We start from the raw sequence: 21081 nt of genomic DNA on the forward strand, positions 1-21081 counted from the left end.
CTCGCCACAGGCAAGCGCCCTCACCACAAGTCTGGTAAAGAACTTCGGCGACTATCAACTCTGGGATGCTTGTTGGCTGTGACAGGCCCCGCACATTCTGGAGCCAAGACTCAAACCCTGTGGCGAGGGGGCTTGCCCCCGCTGGGGCGCGCAGCGGCCCTAAAACCTGCCAACGCATTGTGTCAGGTTCACCGCGTGAGCCGATTTTACGACTGCTTCGCAGCCGAACGGGGGCAAGCCCCCTCGCCACAGGCAAGCCCCCTCGCCACAGGCAATCCCCCTCACCACAGGCAATCCGCCTCGCCACAGGCAAGCCCCCCTCGCCACAAAATTACCCTCGTTCCTTGAATTCGTGCCAACCTGCAGGCCCTGGTCGAAAGACTACAGGCATCCTTCACAAATTTTTCACCGACACCAACCACGGTCTAAGCTTCAAACAAGTCCGATCAATCTGCGTGAATGGATCAATCGACTATGGGCGCTTTGCGGCAAACCGATTCGAGTAATACTGCAGTGCCAACCGACAATGTGGATGAAGTGCCTTTACCAAAAAAACCTCGACTTCGCCGGTATGGGTGGCGGATGTTCTGGTTGCTGTTGTTGATTACCTTGATCGCCCTGGGTTTCGCTGCCACCAAGGAGATGCGCACCTCGAAATTGCAGGCCCGCGAGTTCAGCAAATTCGCCGCGTCCTTGAGTTACTCGATGCAGCCGGGCCCCAGCGACTCGATTTTCTATCCGGGTGCCGGTCCGTTCGATCAACGCCTGGGCTACAGCTCCCTGGGTGAGTTCCTGCCACGGTTGGTCAAACGTGATTACCTGATTCAGTCACAAACGCGCTTCTCCGAGGACTTGCTCGACTACAGCGAAAAAGGTTTTTTCGTACCCTATGCGGAAAAAATCCAGGCCGGATTGTCGATTACCGACTGCCGCGCCGCGCCGTTGTACCAATATCACTACCCACAACAGCTCTATTCGAGTTTTGCCGATATCCCGCCGCTGGTGGTGCACAGCCTGTTGTTTATCGAAAACCGTGAACTGCTCGATCCGCAACAGCCTCTGGCCAACCCCGCGGTGGACTGGCCGCGTTTTGGCATGGCGGCATGGTCGCAAGTGGCAAAAATGCTTCATCTGCCCGGCCAGACGGCGGGTGGCAGCACTCTGGCCACCCAGCTTGAAAAGTATCGTCACTCACCCGATGGCCTGACGGTTTCCGGCGGCGAGAAGATCCGCCAGATGATTTCCGCCAGCGTGCGCGCCTATCAGGATGGCCCGCAAACCCTGGAAGCGCGGCAGAACATCGTCCGCGATTACCTCAACAGCGTGCCGCTGTCAGCGGTGCCTGGCCATGGTGAAGTGCATGGCATGGCCGAGGGTCTGCGAGTCTGGTATGGCGCGGATTTCAATCAGGTCAACGAACGCCTGGCCAGTACCGCCAGTGATCCGCAAAGCCTGGCCCAACGCGGCCTGGCCTTGCGTGAGGTGTTGTCGCTGATGATCGCTCAGCGTCGGCCTTCGTTTTATCTGACACGGGGCCACAACGAACTGGCGCAACTCACCGACAGCCACATTCGTTTGCTGGCGCAGAACAACGTGATCGATCCAGCATTGTCCGCCGCGGCCCTGGCCAGCAAAGTGACGTACCGCGACTGGCAGCAACAGCCGACCATCCAGCCGATCGAAACCAACAAAGGCATCAGCGTGGCCCGCAGTCGACTGGCCGGGCTGCTCAATCGCCCGCTCTATGATCTGGACCGCCTCGACCTGTCGGCCACCAGTACCCTGCAAGGCGAATTGCAAACCCAGGCCACCCAATACCTCAAGCGTCTGGCCGATCCGGCCTACGCCGCCGAAATCGGTCTGATCGGCGAACGCCTGCTGACGCCCACCAGCACCACGCAAGTGCGTTACAGCTTCACCCTGTTCGAACTGACTCCCGACGGTTCGAGGGTGCGGGTACAGACCGACAGCACCGACCAGCCGTTCGATATCAACGAAGGCAGCAAGCTTGAGCTGGGCTCCACCGCCAAGCTGCGGGTGCTGACCACCTACCTGCAAATCATCGCGGAACTGCACGACCGCTACGCGGCGCAGCCCGCGGCGGTACTGAAGAAAACCGAGGTCGCCGACCAGGACCGAATCACCCGCTGGGCCGTTGATTATCTGATCCAGAACAAAGACCGCAGCCTGCCGAAAATGCTCGGCGAGGCCCTTGATCGCAAATACTCGGCCAGCCCCGGCGAAGCCTTTTTTACCGGTGGCGGACTGCACACGTTCAACAACTTTCGCAAGGAAGACAACGGCCGCATGCCGACCTTGCGCGACGCCATACGCGAGTCGATCAACCTGCCGTTCATTCGGTTGATGCGTGATCTGGTGCGTTACAGCACTTACTCGGGGCCTAATAACAGTGCCCTGTTGCTCAAGGACGACGGCCAGCCGCGGCGTCAGGAATACCTCGCCAGATTCGCCGACCACGAGGGCACCTCGTTCCTCTTGCGGTTCTGGAAGAAGTATCAGAAAAAGGACACCCAGGCCCGCCTCAACACCTTCCTCGACGGCATGCGCCCGACGCCGATTCGTCTCGCCGCCGTGCATCGTTATTTGCTGCCGGATGCCAGTCAGGAGAGCTTCAACAGCTTCGTGCGCTCGCACCTCAAAGGCGTAAAACTCAACGAAAAACTCACCGATGAACGCCTGGAAAGGCTCTATCTGAATTACGGCCCAGGTCGCTATGACCTGCCCGACCAAGGCTTCATCGCCAAGGTCCACCCACTGGATCTGTGGATGCTGGGCTATTTGCTCAACAACCCGGATGCCAAGTTCAGCCAGATCGTCAAGGCCAGTGAATTCGAGCGCCAGGAAGTCTATAGCTGGCTGTTCAAAAGCCGCCACAAGGGCGCCCGCGACAGCCGCATTCGGACCATGCTGGAAATCGAAGCGTTCCTCGACATCCACCAGCGCTGGCAGAAAGTTGGCTATCCGTTCGATCACCTGGTGCCGTCTCTGGCCACCGCCATCGGCAGCTCCGGCGATCGCCCGGCAGCCCTGGCGGAACTGGTCGGGACCATCCTCAATGATGGCGTGCGCCAGCCAACGCTGCGCATCGACAGCCTGCATTTCGCTGCCGGCACACCCTATGAAACCAAACTGATCAACGACCCGGACAAAGGCAAACGCGTGATGCCTTCCGAGGTCGCCACGGCTCTGCGCGAGGCGCTGTCACAAGTGGTGGATGCCGGTACCGCGAAACGGGTTTCCGGCAGTTTCAAACTGGCCGATGGCACCCTGCTGGCCATGGGCGGCAAGACCGGCACCGGCGACAACCGGATCGAGGCCGTCGGTTCCGGCGGGCGGATTCTCAGTTCCAAATCGATCAACCGCACCGCGACCTTCGTGTTCTACATTGGCGATCATCACTTCGGCACCATGACCGCATTCGTGCCCGGGCGCACAGCCGAAGCCTTCAAATTCACCTCGGCATTGCCGGTACAGGTACTCAAGGGCATGGCGCCGATCCTCAACCCTTACTTGCAACCGGGTAGCAACTCTCAGTGCCTGCCCATTCAAGTCGCGCGAGGCGGATAACCGCGGCCGCGCCAAGGGTGGTGGAACGCTTCAACGACAGAGGTGGTAATTAGTTATTTTCTGCATTTCATTATTCAATGTTTTATAAACACAAACCCTTACTCAACAACAGATATTCAGACTTTTATTTTGAACCCTGACGGATAGGCTGGACACTCCAATCGATGCTCAAGGTTTATTACGATGTCTGACTTACAAGGACGTATATCCGCACGTCAAACTCCTGATACAAGCGCCAATAAAGGTCATCACTACGACTTCATCAAGAGCAAGATTCATACGGCATTCCAGACCGCCTCGGTGAAGCGAGTTCAAGAGTTGAGCGCTACTCCACTGGGTCTTCAAGAATGGTACAGCACCGCATCTTCCACCCAGCACAATGCGTTGCAAGCCGCCAACATAGACCTCTGGACTTCTCAAAACCAAATAGATCGACTGCTTGACGACCTGCAGGGAGTCTATGAATTTGCCGAGCCGTTGCTCAGCGCCGCCCTGAAAGAGCAGTACGGGGTCGACGATGACGTAACGACTACTTATCTGCACCTCTACCTTCCCAAGGACCGACCTTGGTACACGTTCAACATTACGGGTGGCGTCGTCACCCGAAGCGTTTCGTTACTGGATGCCGCCTTGCACAATTTTGCAGCGTCTGAAACATACGAAGCCGACTCCGACTTCATCAGCAAACCCGATGAGCGCGGATTGTTCGATATCAAGCCGATCAAAAGCAAAATGACCATCGCGCAGTTCCAGACCCTTTGTCGTGAACTGGATATCGGCGCGCGTTATACAAAACACCTCGAAAGCCTGTTGCTTGCCGGCGATGCGGTAGCGAAGGCTTTTTTAAAATACAAAGTCACTGAAAGCCAGAAAGCCGCCTTTAAAGCCGCAGCACATCTGGCCTTGATGACCAAGGACATAATCCGCGACAGCCAGGAGTTGATTCTGGCCATGCTCGACGGCCAGCGAAACCTCACCCTTAAAGGCAAGGTGGTGCAGTTCGCCGAGCTATCGATACTGGATGCTGCCTTGACCGGCATCGTGCTGATTACCCCAGACCTGGAGCAAAGCCGTAACGTCGAAAGGCTGATCGCGTATGTGCCCAATGACCCTGAGCATCCGCTGAAAGAATACGCCTCGGGAACCGATTTCTTGAATGAGCTGACCCGCCAGTTGCGGGATAACGCCTTCATAGAATCGAGCCAGATGACCTATCGACAATACTTCAGCCAGTTCGTCGATCAGCAACAGCGAGGGCACTTTTTCGCCGGGCTCCAGCAACGCCTGTTCGAGGTGCAATGGCACAAGAAAGAAGCGCTGGACCAACGCCCGACGTGGCGCGAAGAACCCGTGACCAATCCCAGGCTGCAATTCAGCGTCGCACCGATCACGGGGGATTTCTGGACGCATCTCTATCAGCAAAAACTCAACAAGATTCTCAATGACGCGCGAGCTATAGCAGTCTCCACCGCCGATACCGATAGCAATGCCCGTTGGGCCTGGTGGGACAACTTCAAGAAAATAGTCTCGGATATCTTCAACGCCGCGCTGATGGTCGTCACCCCCTTCGTACCGGGTCTGGGCGAATTGATGATGGCCTACACCGCCTATCAAATAACCTACGACCTGATCGAATCCATCGTCGATCTGGCTGAAGGCCTGTGGGTCGAAGCCGCCGAACACTTCGTTGGCGTGGTGACGGATATCGTTCAGCTGGCGACCTTTGCCGCAGGCGGCCAGATTGGCCAGGTGGCTCGGCTGAAACTCTCGTCTTTCGTCGATGGCATGAAACCTGTTGAATTGCCCGATGGCCAGACCCGCCTGTGGAATCCCGATCTCAAGCCCTACGAACAGCCGAACCTCAAATTGCCAGCCGACTCCAGCCCCAATGAGCTGGGTCTGCACTCACACGAAGGCCAGGACATTCTGCCGGTGGATGGCAAACACTACGCTGTGCAAAAAGACCCGAAAACCGGCAACCATCGGATCAAGCATCCAAACCGCCCCGGGGCCTATTCACCCGAACTGAAACACAATGGCCTTGGCGCCTGGACCCATGAAGCCGAAAACCCACGGACATGGGAAGGCCCGACGCTGATGCAGCGTCTGGGCCACAGCGTGAAAGGCTTGAGTGATGCCGAGCTCGAGCAGATTCGCACCGTCAGCGGGACAGAAGACAATGCCCTGCGCAAAATGCACGTTGAAAACTCTCCGCCACCGCCGCTGCTGGCCGACGCCCTGAAGCGCTTCAAGATCGATACAGAGGCCGGACGGGCCAGCACACAAATCCGCCAAGGGACTCCCCTCGATCCGTCCTGGTACTGGTTCGAATCCCTTGCGCCCCACCTGGAGGGATGGCCTTCGGATAAAGCGCTGAAAGTGTATGAAGCCACCAACAAGACCGGAAACTTTCGCCAGTATGGAAAGGTCGGCGCACCAGAGGACCACACGCTCACCACCAGCCTCTCGCACGTCTTGAGCGGTAAATTTCCGGAAAGCATCGTGGATTTTCTTGACGAGAAGGAACTCGAGACGCTGCTCGGCAAAAAGGTCCCAAAGGATGAGCAAGTGCAAGCCCTGCGCGATCGGTTGGCTGACGAGGCGGAAAAGGACAAGGCTGACATCTTCAAGCAGCTGTATCAGTTCAGGGAAAAATCAGATAACCCCCCTATTCAACTGCTTCAGCGCACATTCCCGGAACTGCCGTCCGATGTTGCAGAACAATTGCTGAGCAGCGCCAGCAACTCCGAACGTGGCCGTATGAACCAAGAACAACGCCTACCGTTACGTTTGAAAACCCTGGCCCGCGAAGCTGCGTTCGAAGCACGGACCAGCCATGCGTATGAAGGGTTCCATGACGAGGCATACCTTGTACCTGATGCCGAAAGGCTGGCCCTGAACTCACTCAGAATCCATACCGACACCTTCAATGATTTGCGCATCGAAGTCCGTGAGGGCTCCCCTGAAGGCCCCCTGCGGTGCAGCGTTGGCGGGGAAGATGCCCCGACCGTCCGGCTACTGGTCAGGAATGAATTCGCAAAATACGAGGTTCACGGCGGCGACCATCCATCGCGTGAAGGCGTCGATTTTTTTCAGGCCATCCTTCAGGCGCTGCCTGCCGACAAACGCACGGCCCTGGGCTATCGGGTGAACGAGGGGCAGCCACTCAAGCAATGGGTGATGGCCAAAACCGCTCCCCCCGCCGAGCGTCGGACCATTCTCGCAGAGCCGCCGATCCGCACAAGGGCTGATCGGGAGACCATGACTCTGCTTCAGCGTCCAATGCTCGGGGCTTTTAGCAGGCTCCTAGGCAGGCGCCCTCCTTCGCTCGAAGATCGGGTGAAGTCGCTTTATCCCAGCCTGACGGAAGAAGAAAGCCGGGAGTTTGTGCAGAATGTGGACTCCCCTGAAGGGCTGAAAATCCTCGGCGACCTCGAGGCCGAGAAAAAGGCTCTGGTGGAGGATCTGGACACCTGGGTGAAGTCGCCGACCCTGGGACTGCCAGGTAGTCGCCTGCAAGCCGAGGAGCGACTCACAAGAACCCGCATTTCCAACATACTGAGGGAATGTTGGGAAAAACCTGCGAAAGGCTATGAAGACGAGTTCGGAGACCGACGCTTCGGCAGTAAGCTCGATCTGCGAGGGCAGCCCTTATATCGACACCTCAGAGGCCTGCCCCAATTGCGGGCTGACTTTAGCCACGTCACCAGTCTGGACCTGATGGACACGGGCCTCTCTGACGAAGAGGCGGGTTTTCTGAAAAACTTCCCCAACCTTCGTTCGCTGGATCTGACAGGCAATCCATTGGCCAGCTTCCCGCAAGCTGTGAACGACATGCCCCGCCTCACTTTCCTGGGGCTTGCAGAAAACCCGATTGAGTGGTCCGAGCAGAGCCTCGCACAGCTCAAAGAATTGAAATATATGAAAGTATTGATCCTGGCGGGCAACAATCGATTGAAGATAGCGCCGGATATCAGCCACATGCCTGATCTGCAGGCATTGGTCTTGTCGAAAACCGGTATCAAAGACTGGCCAGTCGGACTCTTCGAACACCCCCGCCCCCCTGACTTTTTACTGGATCTGCAAAACACTTCCATCAAACACGTGCCTGAAGTCACGCCAGGTTCCCCTGAAGCGGAAACTGTCGCGCGCACTCGCCTGGATCGCAACAAGCTCAGCCTCGACGATGAAGAGCGAATGGTCAATTACAGGCAAGCGGCCGGCCTGGACCCGTACCGCACCTATGACCCCAGGGGAGAAAATGGCAGCACGTTCTGGATGCAAGGCTTGAATGCCGAGCAGCGAACAGCCAGGCAAGAAATATGGGATGACCTTGAGCATGAACATGGCTCCCAGGGCTTTTTCGAGGTCATCAAAAGCCTGGAGGAGCCTGACGCTTTCGAGACTGAGCAGGATGGAATGCTGTATCGGCAAAACCGCGCAGAGCTCACTCAGAAAGTCTGGCGCATGCTGATTGCGATTGACCAGGATGAAGCCCTGCGTAACAAGTTGTTTACTCAGGCGAACTCTCCCCACAATTGCGCCGATGCAGGTGCCCAGATCTTCAACTCCATGGGCGTCGATACGCTGGTCTTTGAAGCTTACAGGGACTCGACTCCCGAAGGCCTTGAAGTCCTGCTGGTAACCCTCGCCAAGCAAAAGTCGCGCTTGAACCAGGTGAATAACATCGCCAAGGCCGAGGTCAAACGTCGAATCTCACCTGAAGCAGAGGGCGGGGATGGCTTGCGACTCAGCACCGATATGCTCAATGGAAACCCCGGAACCGTCGATGAAGTAGAGGTTTTCACCGCCTTTCAAACCGCTTTGAAGGCCCGACTCGACCTGCCGTGGCTGTCTGAACACATGACCTATAGGGTTACAGGCGATGTCAATAGCGCCATGATCGACGAGGCTTACAACACCGTTATGGCGCTGGAGTTCGGCGACGGGTTGGTCGATCAAATGATCGAACAGTCATTCTGGGAAGCGTATTTGCATGAAACTTACCCAAACGAATTCAAGGAAAATGAGCGGTTATACGAAAGCAAGGCGCAACTACTCGATGAGTTGCGGATAGCACAAAAAGACTGGGCACATTCCGACGGCTTGCCTGACGCGCAAAAAAACCTGCGCAAGGAGACACTGAAGGACCTCGCCAACAAACTCCCGGTCCCTGAGAGCGTGGTCTTTACCGGAGAGGAAATGACCGATGTAGTTTATACAAGACTGTACCGCGACCTCGGGCACGATGAGCAGGAGCTGAGTCGGCGATTGACTCGCGCGGCGTTGAGAAAAGCAGGCCATTAACCGACCCATCCTGCTGCTGCAGGCTGCTGCGAAAAGATCGCAGGCTACGCCAGCTCCTACCCCGACCGGGTACACTCGTGAATGTTCGAATGTACGCAGAACGGGTAGGAGCTGCCGCAGGCTGCGATCTTTTGATCTTCGACTGCCCGACAGAGCATCAGCCTTCCCCTCACCCCACTTCCGAATCCCAGATAACAGTCACGTTGCCGGAGTATTGTCGGGGCCGTCCTGGCTTGATCATCTCTGCCACTTCACTCGTGGGAATCTCGAAGTGCAAAGTCCCGGGCTTGCGATCCACGTAAAAACCTGGCTGGAACAACTCGGTGCCATTGCCATCGAGCAGCAGCGGTCGGCGATTGACTGGCTGACTGGCTGCATCCGTCAGACCATTGGGCAGGCTTACGCTGACATTGAGCGGAACGAAATGTCCCGCTGTCGGCTCCAACAACGTGCAGGTATTGCCACTGGGGTATTGGCACTCCAGGTTCATCTTGAAACGACTCGATGCCGACATATTAAATGTCTGATCACGGAACAGCCGCGTTGGTTTACGCCCCTGATTCAGCCAGGCCTGCCAGCCGCCCTGAGGGACCAGTTCAACGCGATTGCCACCGGGCGGGATATCGACTTTTAGCGTGTGTTCGACGTTCAGGGTAAAGTTAAGGCTAATCAAATCGTCATCAGGCAACATGATATCGCCCATATCGAAGTCTTGGTGAGGGCCCACGGTATAGTTCAATACTCCCCTGTAAGTTCCCGTCGACATCTTCAGCGGATTGGGTGTCACAAGCTCATATGAAAAAGCCATATCTTGATAAGCAAACTCAAGGGATTCAGGTATCAGGTGCTGTGCTTGTTTCAAACAAACACCCGCATCAGCCGGAACTCTCCAAAAAAAAGCGTAGTACAACGAAGTACCATAACCCACGCCCCCATAGAGGCAGGGTGGCGGGGCATATACCCAATTACTTTGCCAGATTCCACCAGGAAGAGGATCCTTGTTCGTGTAGGCTGCCCCTATTCCATTGATGCGCATTTTAACCACTTCGGGCTCACCGGTTACCTCATGGATAACGGTAACGTCCCTCCAGGACGAAGGAACCTGGAACATAGGTCCCTGACGTTCGTCATGCAGAGGCTGGATGGAGGCGATAGACCTGAAACGAATCGGTAATGCAAGACTGAAGACCCCATTCTCGCAATACTCCGGGTGTACTCCGCAATAACCGCCTTGCGGTGTTTTATTTTCAAAAACATTCTGCATCGGTTTTGCCGGATCCGGCCGGAATACCGCCGTCATTTCCACGGTTACCGCTCCGACCGATGCTGTAAATACCCCCAAGAGCAAACCCGCCACTATCGATGCACGCGGGAAGTTCAAGGTTCTTGTTGACGTCATGATTTATAAACTCAGAGATGTAAACAAAGATCGTCAATATGCTTTTATACAAAGCACCTCACAATCAAGGACCCGGCACCGCCGCATTGAAGATCATATTGACGTTGCCAAAGTAATCGCCTGATTTATAAACACCGTCAGCGGGTGGTATCGGTACTATTTCCAACAACACACGTTTACCCAGCGCCGCATCATTCAGGGAAACAACCTCACTGGACTCCAGCTCACTCAATAACGTGCCATTAAACATGACCCGTAGCGCGATATCATGAGCATCGGTGCCGTTGGACAGATAAGGTCGCCCTTCAAGTCGTGCTTCGATCGAACCGGCTTCATTCTTGACATCAAAATACTTGCGCACGTTGCCCAGTGTGGAGGTCAGCAGATTCCAGGGCAGTCTCTGCTCGCGATGAATCCAGCCCGGATCTGCCGCAAGCACATAAAACGCCGAGGTTGGAATGCTCACCGACACCTCGAACGTGTGTTTCTCTATCGCGGCAAAAGCCGCAGCGCTTCCCAACACTGCACCGGCCAGTGAAAGCACGATGGTCAGTTTCTTGAACATTTTCATCACCTGTTACTTCAAAGCCAATCGCCAGGATGCGGTTGCGTAGTTATCCCTTCACTTCCAGTTTTTTGCTGATCTCACCTTCGACCAGAGTGAAACGGTATTCACGACCCGCCTGCTTTTCGAACTGGAAGGTGCGACCGGCCAGAATGTGATGTTTGGTGGTCGGCTGGCACTCTTGTTCGTTTTTCACTGAACAGTCCTTGAATTCATCGATCACCACCACGGTGTTACCGTTGTTGCGGATCTGATAGTGACTCGCCGCGTTATCAATCACGCTTTCGTAGCGCATTTCTTTAGGCCGCACAAAAAACACCGTGCCATAACCGGCCAACACGTTAACCCCGGCCGACAGGCCCTTTTTGTAGTCTTCGCGCTCTTCGGCCGAGACGGCGAATTCATCTTCTTTTTCTGGCACTACGGGTACAAAGCGCACCCGGAAGTAGCGCTCTTTTTCACGCTCACCCATGTATAGAAGTCGCGTGCCCTGCATGCCATTGGCCGGCACAATCAATCTGGCCGGACTGGCCATCAGGCCATCACGGGCGCTGGCGTCGGCCTGAGAGATGAGTGGAATTTCCCGCGAAGTGCCATCGGCGTCATAAACAATCTCAAGGATATTGACCTTGACGAATGCGGTGCTGTCGCCGCCGTTGAACACGCGTTTCAAAAAAGTACTTTTGCCCCCATCCAGATAGTCATACACCGTCCCGACATTGATGCTCGGTCCCGCATGAGCGGACTGGGTAAATAGACAAAAACCAAATAATGCCAACAGGCGTTTCATATTCCTGTACCTCGTTGATTGAATGCAGCAGTGCCGCGAAGACCTGTTTCAAGAACTGACTAAATGTCCGAATCCCAGATAACCGTCACATTGCCGGAGTATTGCCGGGGCTGGCCTGGACGGATCATTTCTGCCACTTCGCCTGGGGGAATTTCGAAGTGCAGTGTTCCCGGTTTGCGGTCCACATAAAAACCCGGCTGGAACAACTCGGTACCACTGCCATCACGCAGTAACTGCCGACGATTAACGGATTGCCCGCCAGCGTCGGTCAAACCATGAGGAAGACTTACGTTGACATTCAGCGGTACCACATGACCGGAAACCGGCTCTCGCAAAGAGCAGGTATTGCCATCCTGGGAGTACTGACACTCCATGCTCATCTTGAACGGTGTAGAGGTCCAGATATTGAAGGTTTGATCGCGAAATAATCGCACCGGTCTTCGGCCTTGATTCAGCCAGGCCTGCCAACCGCCTTCAGGTAACAAAGCTACTTTATTTCCGCCCGGTGGAATTTCTACATTGAATACGTGATCGACCGTCAGGGTGAAGTCGAGTTGAATCGTGCTATCTGTGGGCTGCATAGTGTCGCCCATATCGAAATCCAGACCGGGGCCAATGGTATAAATTGCACGACCGGTGTAAATACCTGGTACCATTTTTAATGGATTTGGCGTTTTAAGTTCATAGGCAAAATCCAGGTCTATATAAGAAAACCCCGGAATATCATACTGTGCTTGCGTAGCGCATACACCCACCCTCGGTGTAAACCAAAAGAAACCATACTGTTTATCCAAATCGCTAACCGTACCCCCTCCAGGACTATTTAAACAGGGACGTGGACTAATCCCCCAATCTCCACCACTCCATAATTTTTTGTGTGCGCTGTAAGAATCCAGTTCTTCTCCTATCAGCACCTGAGCTCTATCACTGAGTTGGTAAATTGCACCAACGCCGGAAATTCTTATTTGTACGTTGGGACCATCCCTTCCTGTTGAATCTTGAATAGCTACATCCTTCCAGGCCGCAGGGGCACTAAACATCGGCCCCTGACGTTCAGTATGAAGAGCACGAATGGGTGTGATCGAATTGAAATTAATGCGAGTGCCGATACTAAACATATTCCACATCTTGCACGAGTTTGGATTAGCTGCACAAAATCCACTTGATATTGTCGTATTTTCGAACTCGTTGACGTAAGGCCTCGATGGATCGGGTGCAAACTTTGCAGTTATCTGCACGACTTCAGCCAAGGCCGATGTTGTCAACAGCATCCCCATCAACGCTATTGCGTTGAGGTTAATCATCAGTTTTCCAATCATCTTTAACCTGCCGCCTCGGATTTATTCGTTGCAGCCGCCAACGTATCCGGCGTACAACGCAAATCTCCTATCATCAACACATCATTCTCACTGCGCGCGCTGCCCGGATCGAGGCGGAACTGACACAGCAACTGATTGCCATAACGCACTTCCAGGGTCGGCGAACCGGCATTCATCTCCATGGAGAAGAACCCGTCCACTTCACTGACCCCACGGCTGGCGTGGTTGATGATGTGATGGCCCTTGAGCGGCTTCCCTTGAGGATCGATCAAGCGACCGAGCACGGTCAGGGTTTTACTGATGGTAATCTTGCGGTAGTCCACGCCGCCCTTGTTCAGGTGATAGCTGGTGCGTGCTGGCTGGATACTCGCAGCCGGCGGATGGTTGCCTTCAAAGTCAAAGCTCACCGAACTGCTCTTGTAGGCGGTGATCGGGATAAAATTACGCCCCGGTCGCAGGCTGGCGCTGCCACCGCTCAGGTCGTCAGCGCGAAGAACGATGTCATCGAGGTCGGATTCGACGTCGACAATCATTCCTGCCCCCCTGCCCTGATGCTGGCTGGTCATGACGACGTGCCGGCCACCCACGGCAACGGTGCTGTCCAGGTTCAAGCCGCCGGTGTAGTTGCCGTTGAACGATGAACGCTGGACGAAGGCATCGCCGTTAATAGCTTCGGTGCGAAAGTTCGCCATGCCGGACAGCCCGACTCCGTAGGTGTCGGTAATCGCGGTGGCCGAGACGCTTTGCAATACATGGCCCTGCAGGTCTTTGCGGTAGCTGACCGACGCGTTGTTGTCGCGGCCGCCGTCACGGGAGGTACGGGAACCAATGCTGCCGGACCACTGCTCACCCGGCCCACCCAAGGCCAGGCTGACGGTCAGATCGAAGCCACGATTGCGTTGGTCGCCACTGCTGAAGGTCCCGGGCCGGTCAAACACCGAGAAACGCCAGTTGGCATCGCTGCCGAACAGGTTGGTGCGCTGAGTCCAGCCCAGATCCAGGCCTGCGCCTTCGCTGTTGCCGTCGCTGTAAGAGACCCGGCCGTTGACCGAGCTTTTGCTGCTGACCCGGTGATTCACCGACAACGACGAGTTGCTGGTCTGGCCGATAAACACATTGCGCTGCCGTACCCGAGTGCCGTCGGGCAGGGTTTCATAGGTATTGGTGGTGTCCAGCCAACTGCGGTTATGGGTGGCGAACAGGCTTCCGGAGCCGTAGTTGTACATCGCTTGCAGGTCCAGACCGGTGCCATGGTCCTCGGTCTGATAGACGTTGGCGAAGAGGCTGGTGTTGTTGGCCAGGGACCAGTCGACTGACGAGCCAACTTGCAACGTGTCGCGAACCTGGCGACCCGAGACGCCAAGAATGACCCGTGGATGCAGCAAGTAGTTGAAGGCGGCGCCGGCAGTCATGTCGCCGTAAGCCTGCTCATCCCAGTTACTCAACAACTTGCTTTCCTGCCCGGCAAACAGGTTGTAGCGCCAGCGCTCGTCGTGGTTACGCCAGTTGCTCGGTTTGTACACCAGCTCCTGGGTGGTGGAAGTGATTTGACCATCCTCAATCAGACGCACTTCCACTTCGTAGATACCGCCGGGCAAGGGTCGGGTATCCAGAGTTTGCAACCCGGCATCGACCGGCTGGGTATTGATCATCAAGCCATTGCGAAAAATCTCCACGGAGGCCTGACGGTTGGCGGTGACATAGATCGGGTAGACGCTGGGCTTGGGGCTGTTGATCGCCAGGCTGTCGGAACTGCCGTACATGAGGCCCACTGCCGTGTCGGGACTGGCACCGAACGAACGCGGCTGACGGCTCAGGCCTTCGGAATTGGGAGTGAAATAGCCCAGGCGCAGAAAACTGCCTTCCAGCTCCCGCTGGCTGTAGAGCTCATGGACTGCGTGATAGAGCTTGTCATCCGGGCCGCCCAGGCGGGCCAGTTGCATATTCAGGCTCTGGGTCCAGTTGCCCAGGCTGCTGCTGGCTTCCAGGCCATAACGCCCGCCCAGGTCCTGATCCTGGCCACCATTGAGGTTCAGCTGGTTGCGCACGATCAAGCCGCTGCTGCCGCCTTCGGGTTGCTCGTAATAACGCTTGGTTTCAGTGTCGCGCTCGGCATTTTCAGTGAGGATCGACACCAATGAATTCTGCAGGTTGTAATGCACGGCCAGCATCTGCTCCGGGCAATTGCCTTCGCAGGCGCCCAGTGCCGCACCTTGTTGTAGATAAGTTGCCCAGGTTTCCCGCTCACTGGCGTTGAAGTTACTGTCGCCGGTGTCGGTAAATTCGATCAGGGTGATGCGGTCATCACGGGACAATACAATCATCGCCTCGCCGAGAAGCTGCTGATCAAGTTCCACCCGAACCGCCAATGGCACATCGAAGAAGTGCTCTTCGAACTCGGACGGCAAACCTTTGGCCTGAGCGAGCAAACTGCGAGGTGTTGTGCCGGCAGCAGGCGCGGCAAGTGCACTGGCGCATAAAAAAAAGGCAAGTGCGGCCGCGATGGGAGTCATCGGGAACATGAAGGAAATACTCTGATGGCGAACGATCAACCCGGTAAAAGTCCGGTCGACAGGGAGATCGCCTGTCGACCGGTTATGAATGCCTTGTGAGATTTGCGCTCACAGGCATCCAGGGACACCCGGCTTAGAGAACTGGCGGCACAGCGTCGAAGACCATGGTGACGGCAGCGGTGTATTCACCCGGCTTAAAGCCACCAGCCGGTTTCGAAGGAGCAATGACCAGCTCGACACGTTTGCCAGGAGTGGACTCAGTCTCGCCCACTACCATCTCGGCCCTGGTGTGGCTCAGCACTTTGCCATTGAACGTGACGGTCAAGGGAACCTTCTCGGCCTCTACACCGTTGGACAATATAGCTTCGCTTTCAAGGCTGGCATGAATCGAACCATCGGTATTTTTGGTATCGAAAAATGCACGCAAAGTGCTCAGCTCATCGGCAATCGGGTTGTAGTTCAACACCTGATCTTTAACGATCAGATCTGGATCAACCGGCAGCACGTGGAACACCTTGGTTGGAATCGAGGCAACCAGGTTAATGGAGTGACGCGCTTCACCTGCTGCAAAAGCCATGGAAGAACTCAGTGCCAGAACAGCCAGAGGAGTAGCGATTGCAATTTTCTTGAACATTGTTAAATCCCTGTTATCTCAAATGAGTCGACAATTAAAAGCTCGAATAAGCCGAGGCTTCCCCTTCTTTTAACGAAAGGCGCTGACAAGCCAATACTGCCTAGAGCCAAAACGGCTATTTACTTGAACTTTCAACGCCGGAACATCATCGAGAAAATCCCTGGCAAAGTAAGCAGGCAAGTTCCGACAAACGCGTAGTTAGTTCGACATAGAGGGAGAGTGAAAAAACCAGAAAAAACAATAGATCAGATGTTTAACCGTAAGAGACTGGCTACAGACAGATTAACAGTATTTCCATTACAGGCCCTCAGCGTTTTGTAACTTCCGTAAGACTAGTACCACACCCCGAATAAATAAAGGCCGAATTCGATGCATTAGAGAGTTAACACTAAACCATTCTCTTTTGAACAGGAACCAAATACTAAACTTTAGCTATCAAGGATTGTTCGACAATCCAACAATAACTCAACCTGATGAATCTGCCGGCACCCGGAACCGGGGTTGCACTCGCCGTGCACCGTTGATCCTGCCCTCTTGCTTTTCTGACAAGATATATCTTAAGTTGTATCTAAACCCGGCGAGAGACTTAAAAAATGAGAGATCATCATCTCCATCGAGAACAGGGTGACGGCCGCGACGGCTTCGAGAAACGCCCCGGTCGCGAGCGCGGCGGCCGTGGACCGCGGGTCTTCGCTCCCGGTGATTTGAAATTACTGCTGCTGGCGCTGATCGCCGAACAGCCATGCCACGGCTACGACCTGATCCGCCAGATCGAAAACATGTTCGACGGCGCCTACAGCCCGAGCCCTGGCGTGATCTACCCGACCCTGACGTTTCTTGAAGAGAGCGAATTGATACTGGGTGACGCCGAAGGCGGAAAAAAACGTTACACCGTGACCGACGCCGGTGGTCTTTCGTTAAGCGAGCAAGCGATTGCCCTCGATGGTGTGCGCATGCGCATCGAGGTCAGCAAGCGCTCCTTACGCGGGCACGACCGGCCAGCGGAGATCCATGAAGCCGTGCACAACCTGCGTCATGCCCTGCAACTGCATCACGGACGCTGGAGCCCGGAAGAGGTCCTGCGGGTTCGCGACCTGCTGAACAACACCGCCAAAGCCATAGTCGACGGCCCTGCGGTTCAACCTGCACCGGAGCAAGCCGAATGACCACCGTTACCGTACAAACTATTCATCGCGTCAACCATGAGATCAAACGTCGTCGCCTGGAAGTGCTGCGGGTCGTGGACCTGACCCCGCGCATGCGCCGGATTACCCTCGGTGGGCCGGAGCTGGCCGGGTTCGTCAGCCTGGGCAGCGATGACCATGTGAAATTGCTGTTCCCGCAGACGGCTGAAGAACGGGCCGCGCTGGAAACCCTGGTGCTCGGTGCCGGCAAAGAGGGCGGCCCGGCGCCTGCCATGCGCAACTACACGCCACGGCGCTATGACCTGCAAACCCTGGAGCTGGACATCGACTTCGTGCTGCACGGCGACGGCCCGGCGTCGACCTGGGCCGAACAGGCCAAACCCGGTCAGTACCTGCATATCGCCGGACCGCGCGGTTCGATGGTGGTACCGGACATCTTCGACAGCTACCTGCTGATCGGCGATGAAACCGCCCTGCCCGCCATCGCCCGCCGCCTGGAAGGCCTGCCCGCTCATTGCCGCGCGCTGGTGGTGGTCGAGGTGGAGAACGCCGCCGAACGGCAAATACTGGAAAGTGCCGCACAGATCGAGGTGATCTGGGTGCAGCGCGAAGGCGGCACTGAGGATTTGCTGAGCACCGTGCGGCAGCTGCAAATACCCGCCGGTGAGTTGTATGCCTGGGTGGCGACCGAGATCATCGTGTCCCGGCAGATTCGTCGGGTGCTGCTGGATGAGCACCGGTTGAATCAGGCGTTCGTGAAATCTGTGGGGTATTGGCGGTTGGAGGATGGTGAGGAAGAGTGATTCGCCTTGAGTGGAAAGCCAACCTTTGTGGCGAGGGGGCTTGCCCCCGCTGGGTCGCGTAGCGGCCCCAAAGCCAGCCACTGGGATTTTCAGATAGATCGCGTTAGCAGGCTCTACGACTGCTTCGCAGCCGAGCGGGGGCAAGCCCCCTCGCCACAAAAATAGCGTTCACTGCAGATCTGCGCTGGAACGCCGTCCCCGCCACCGATCCACCCCAACCACCAGCAACGAAATCAGCACAAACCCAACCAGTATCCCGGCAGCATTGATAAACACCTGTGGATAACCCAGCCGGGCCACGTCGATAAAAGGGTACTGGTACTGCCCCAGCGAATGACCACGCATCAGGGCGTAGCCGAAATACACCAGCGGGTAGATGACCCACAAGCCAATGTGCCTCAGACCCAGTGTCCCTTTTGGCACACGCAGCCACCAATAGCCAAGAAACAACAGCGGCATCACATCATGCAGCAGCTCATCGGCGAGAAACTGCCAGCCTTGCGGTTGCCACAAATGCCGCAACAACAGGCTGTAGGCCAGGCCGACCAGGATGATGCTCGCCGCAATCCCACTGCTGACCCACGGCTGCAGAAAGAAATCCCGCGCCTTCGACTCACGCGGGTTCAGCTCATAGGTCAGGACTACCGCCACCAATGTATTGCTGAGCACAGTAAAGAAGCTGAAAAAACTCACCAGGCCACCCAGCAGACTGGCTTCGATACTCCAGCGACCGTAGAGAATCAGATACAGTTGAATGCTCAATCCCGCCCAACCGAGGACCGCGGCCGGCGCAATAAAACCCCGCAGCGTGCGTGAGCAAGTAGCCGGCTCGGCGTGCATTCCGGTGGCCTAGATCGGGCGTTTGGTGCGTTGCAACTTCAGGTACAGACCTTCGACTTTCTCGCGTGCCCAAGGGGTTTTACGCAGGAAGGTCAGGCTCGACTTGATGCTCGGATCACTCTTGAAGCAGCGAATATCGATGCGCTCGGCCAGCCCCGACCATTCATAGTGTTCAACCAGCGCGGTGAGGATCTGTTCCAGGGTCACGCCGTGCAGCGGGTCGTTGTTCGGTGCGGTCATGCCAGGCCTTTGAGCGAAGAAGGAAAAGGAAGCCGCGCACCTTAGCCGAGGGCGTCGTCGCGTGGAAGCGCCGGATGCGAGGGTATTGATTAACTGTAGGAGAGTTGCGCACAAACCAGAGGCATATAGTCACCCTGTGGCGAGGGGGCTTGCCCCCGCTGGGTCGCGTAGCGGCCCCAAAACCCGCCAGCCGCGGTGTTCCTGGCAAAACACAGTTGCAGGTTTTGGGAGTGCTTCGCACTCCAGCGGGGGCAAGCCCCCTCGCCACAGGGTAGGTGCACGTTTCAAAATAATCGTGCCCCACCCGACTATTACCAAATTCAAAATGATCCATGTCAATAAAAGCGCTTTCTCTCGCGCCGGCAGAGCTTTATCCTTGCACTCCTTAAAGCTGAACCGCTTCACCCTCCTTTTTTAAATCAGCAGCATGCCGTTCTCGAATCGAGGGCGAACAGCTTCTATTTCTACCCATTCCCAGAAAAAGATCTCAACCCGCCTCCCATGCCCGACCTCCAGAAACCCAAAGACAGCGCTGTCCTAAAGACTTTTGCCGGCCAAAAAACCCTGATCCTGCTCGGCGGCCTCGCCGCTTTCGGTCTCGCCACCCGCACCCAGGCGGCCCCGGCATTCGACAGCGACTCCCCCTGGATGCTTGGTGACTGGAACGGGACTCGCACGGAACTCGCGGAAAAAGGCTACGACTTTAAACTCGACTACACCGGCGAGATGGGCTCCAACCTGCATGGCGGTTACGACCATGACCGTACTGCTCGTTACAGCGACCAGTTCGGCCTCGGCACCCATCTGGACCTGCAGAAGATCCTCGGCTGGGACGACGCCGAGTTCCAGCTGACCATCACCGAGCGCAACGGCAACAACATCAGCAATGACCGGATCAACGACCCTCGGGTCGGCGGCTTCACCTCGGCTCAGGAAGTCTGGGGTCGCGGCCAGACCTGGCGGCTGACGCAGATGTGGTATCAGCAGAAATTCCTCGACCGGAAACTCGACATTAAGGTCGGCCGTTTCGGTGAAGGCGAGGACTTCAACAGCTTCCCCTGCGACTTCCAGAACCTGGCGTTCTGCGGTTCGCAAGTCGGCAACTGGGTCGGCGACATCTGGTACAACTGGCCGGTCAGCCAATGGGCGCTGCGGGTCAAATACCACCTGACGCCGGAGCTCTACGCGCAGGTCGGCGTTTATGAGCAAAACCCGTCGAACCTTGATCGCGACAACGGCTTCAAGCTCAGCGGCAGCGGCACCCAGGGCGCGATCCTGCCGGTAGAGCTGGTCTGGACTCCGAAGCTCAATAGCCTGCCCGGCGAATACCGCGCCGGTTACTACTACAGCACTGCCAATGCCACTGACGTTTATAAAGACCGCAACGGCCAGCCCGCCGCCTTGAGCGGCGAGGCCTATCGCAGCAGTTCGAGCAAGCACGGCATCTGGCTGGGGCTGCAGCAGCAACTCACCAGCCGTGCCAGCGACCACTCCCGGGGCTTGAGTGTGTTCGCCAATGCCACGCTGCACGACAAGAAAACCAACGCGATCGACAACTACGTCCAGGGCGGCGTCGTCTACAAGGGCCTGTTCGATGCACGGGCCAAAGACGATATCGGCTTCGCCATGGCCCGGGTCCATGTCAATCCGGCCTATCGCAAGAACGCCGAGGCCAGCAATCAGGCCCGCGTCGTCAACGATTTCGACGACCCGGCCTTCCTGCCGCCGCAAGACACCGAGTACAGCGCCGAGCTCTATTACGGCGTGCACCTGACCGATTGGCTGACCGTGCGCCCGAACCTGCAGTACATCCGCCACCCCGGTGGGGTCGACCGGGTCGATGACGCGCTGATCGGCGGAATCAAGGTGCAAAGCTCGTTCTGACAGCCTTATCTGAACCAACCCGTTTTAGCTGAACCAAGCCCGTGCCTGATCGTC

13 protein-coding genes are annotated in these 21081 nt (G+C 56.3%); 5 read left to right on the forward strand and 8 right to left on the reverse strand.

From position 1 onward, the window contains the following. The first annotated feature begins 474 nt into the window (after positions 1 to 474). Entirely contained in the window at positions 475 to 3588 is a 3114-nt protein-coding gene (locus F8N21_RS01920; RefSeq protein ID WP_150640500.1) for a transglycosylase domain-containing protein, read from the forward strand. Between the two features lie 183 nt (positions 3589 to 3771). Beyond that, positions 3772 to 8895, forward strand: coding sequence for an NEL-type E3 ubiquitin ligase domain-containing protein (locus F8N21_RS01925; protein ID WP_150640501.1), 5124 nt, complete (start codon positions 3772 to 3774; stop codon positions 8893 to 8895). A 169-nt stretch (positions 8896 to 9064) separates the two neighbouring features. On the opposite strand, the gene F8N21_RS01930 is transcribed toward F8N21_RS01925, so the two are convergent. The 6 genes from F8N21_RS01930 to F8N21_RS01955 form a co-directional block, all read right to left on the reverse strand. After that, positions 9065 to 10294: a hypothetical protein gene (locus F8N21_RS01930; RefSeq protein WP_150640502.1), complete on the reverse strand. Its 1230-nt coding sequence runs from the start codon at positions 10292 to 10294 to the stop codon at positions 9065 to 9067. Between the two features lie 64 nt (positions 10295 to 10358). Continuing rightward, positions 10359 to 10859 carry a CS1 type fimbrial major subunit gene (locus F8N21_RS01935; protein WP_150640503.1) on the reverse strand — a complete coding sequence of 167 codons (501 nt, stop codon included), beginning with the start codon at positions 10857 to 10859 and terminating at the stop codon, positions 10359 to 10361. 49 nt (positions 10860 to 10908) lie between these two features. Further along, positions 10909 to 11649, reverse strand: a complete 741-nt coding sequence (locus tag F8N21_RS01940) for a molecular chaperone (RefSeq protein ID WP_150640504.1) — start codon at positions 11647 to 11649, stop codon at positions 10909 to 10911. A gap of 59 nt (positions 11650 to 11708) precedes the next feature. Continuing rightward, entirely contained in the window at positions 11709 to 12953 is a 1245-nt protein-coding gene (locus tag F8N21_RS01945; RefSeq protein WP_224788149.1) for a hypothetical protein, read from the reverse strand. 17 nt (positions 12954 to 12970) lie between these two features. Further along, on the reverse strand, positions 12971 to 15490 hold the full coding sequence (locus F8N21_RS01950; RefSeq protein WP_150640506.1) for a TcfC E-set like domain-containing protein: 2520 nt from the start codon (positions 15488 to 15490) through the stop codon (positions 12971 to 12973). A gap of 124 nt (positions 15491 to 15614) precedes the next feature. Then, positions 15615 to 16115: a CS1 type fimbrial major subunit gene (locus F8N21_RS01955; protein ID WP_150640507.1), complete on the reverse strand. Its 501-nt coding sequence runs from the start codon at positions 16113 to 16115 to the stop codon at positions 15615 to 15617. 593 nt (positions 16116 to 16708) lie between these two features. On the opposite strand from F8N21_RS01955, the gene F8N21_RS01960 reads away from it, so the two are divergent. Both F8N21_RS01960 and F8N21_RS01965 read left to right on the forward strand, forming a co-directional pair. Next, positions 16709 to 17281, forward strand: a complete 573-nt coding sequence (locus F8N21_RS01960) for a PadR family transcriptional regulator (RefSeq protein ID WP_150640508.1) — start codon at positions 16709 to 16711, stop codon at positions 17279 to 17281. Continuing rightward, complete coding sequence (locus F8N21_RS01965) at positions 17278 to 18063, forward strand: siderophore-interacting protein (RefSeq protein WP_150640509.1); 786 nt, start codon at positions 17278 to 17280, stop codon at positions 18061 to 18063. Before F8N21_RS01960 ends, F8N21_RS01965 begins: the two co-directional genes overlap by 4 nt. 168 nt (positions 18064 to 18231) lie before the next feature. Here the strand turns inward: F8N21_RS01965 and F8N21_RS01970 are convergent, their stop codons facing one another. Together F8N21_RS01970 and F8N21_RS01975 are read right to left on the reverse strand one after the other, a co-directional pair. Then, positions 18232 to 18903 (reverse strand): Pr6Pr family membrane protein, encoded by a 672-nt coding sequence (locus F8N21_RS01970; RefSeq protein ID WP_150640510.1) that lies wholly within the window; start codon positions 18901 to 18903, stop codon positions 18232 to 18234. A 9-nt stretch (positions 18904 to 18912) separates the two neighbouring features. Beyond that, entirely contained in the window at positions 18913 to 19143 is a 231-nt protein-coding gene (locus tag F8N21_RS01975) for a VF530 family DNA-binding protein (RefSeq protein ID WP_150640511.1), read from the reverse strand. Positions 19144 to 19644: 501 nt separating this feature from the next. Here F8N21_RS01975 and F8N21_RS01985 point away from each other — a divergent pair. Continuing rightward, positions 19645 to 21027 (forward strand): carbohydrate porin, encoded by a 1383-nt coding sequence (locus tag F8N21_RS01985; protein WP_150640513.1) that lies wholly within the window; start codon positions 19645 to 19647, stop codon positions 21025 to 21027. Positions 21028 to 21081: the final 54 nt, after the last annotated feature.

Origin of the sequence: Pseudomonas fluorescens, from assembly GCF_902497895.1 — a bacterium.
Classification (GTDB): domain Bacteria; phylum Pseudomonadota; class Gammaproteobacteria; order Pseudomonadales; family Pseudomonadaceae; genus Aquipseudomonas; species Aquipseudomonas fluorescens_BP.

Excerpts from the sequence above, each read along its gene's own strand:
- F8N21_RS01920 (WP_150640500.1), top strand. The coding sequence starts at position 475 with ATGGGCGCTTTGCGGCAAACCGATTCGAGTAATACTGCAGTGCCAACC.
- F8N21_RS01925 (WP_150640501.1), top strand. The coding sequence starts at position 3,772 with ATGTCTGACTTACAAGGACGTATATCCGCACGTCAAACTCCTGATACA.
- F8N21_RS01930 (WP_150640502.1), bottom strand. The coding sequence starts at position 10,294 with ATGACGTCAACAAGAACCTTGAACTTCCCGCGTGCATCGATAGTGGCG.
- F8N21_RS01935 (WP_150640503.1), bottom strand. The coding sequence starts at position 10,859 with ATGTTCAAGAAACTGACCATCGTGCTTTCACTGGCCGGTGCAGTGTTG.
- F8N21_RS01940 (WP_150640504.1), bottom strand. The coding sequence starts at position 11,649 with ATGAAACGCCTGTTGGCATTATTTGGTTTTTGTCTATTTACCCAGTCC.
- F8N21_RS01945 (WP_224788149.1), bottom strand. The coding sequence starts at position 12,953 with ATGATTAACCTCAACGCAATAGCGTTGATGGGGATGCTGTTGACAACA.
- F8N21_RS01950 (WP_150640506.1), bottom strand. The coding sequence starts at position 15,490 with ATGTTCCCGATGACTCCCATCGCGGCCGCACTTGCCTTTTTTTTATGC.
- F8N21_RS01955 (WP_150640507.1), bottom strand. The coding sequence starts at position 16,115 with ATGTTCAAGAAAATTGCAATCGCTACTCCTCTGGCTGTTCTGGCACTG.
- F8N21_RS01960 (WP_150640508.1), top strand. The coding sequence starts at position 16,709 with ATGAGAGATCATCATCTCCATCGAGAACAGGGTGACGGCCGCGACGGC.
- F8N21_RS01965 (WP_150640509.1), top strand. The coding sequence starts at position 17,278 with ATGACCACCGTTACCGTACAAACTATTCATCGCGTCAACCATGAGATC.
- F8N21_RS01970 (WP_150640510.1), bottom strand. The coding sequence starts at position 18,903 with ATGCACGCCGAGCCGGCTACTTGCTCACGCACGCTGCGGGGTTTTATT.
- F8N21_RS01975 (WP_150640511.1), bottom strand. The coding sequence starts at position 19,143 with ATGACCGCACCGAACAACGACCCGCTGCACGGCGTGACCCTGGAACAG.
- F8N21_RS01985 (WP_150640513.1), top strand. The coding sequence starts at position 19,645 with ATGCCCGACCTCCAGAAACCCAAAGACAGCGCTGTCCTAAAGACTTTT.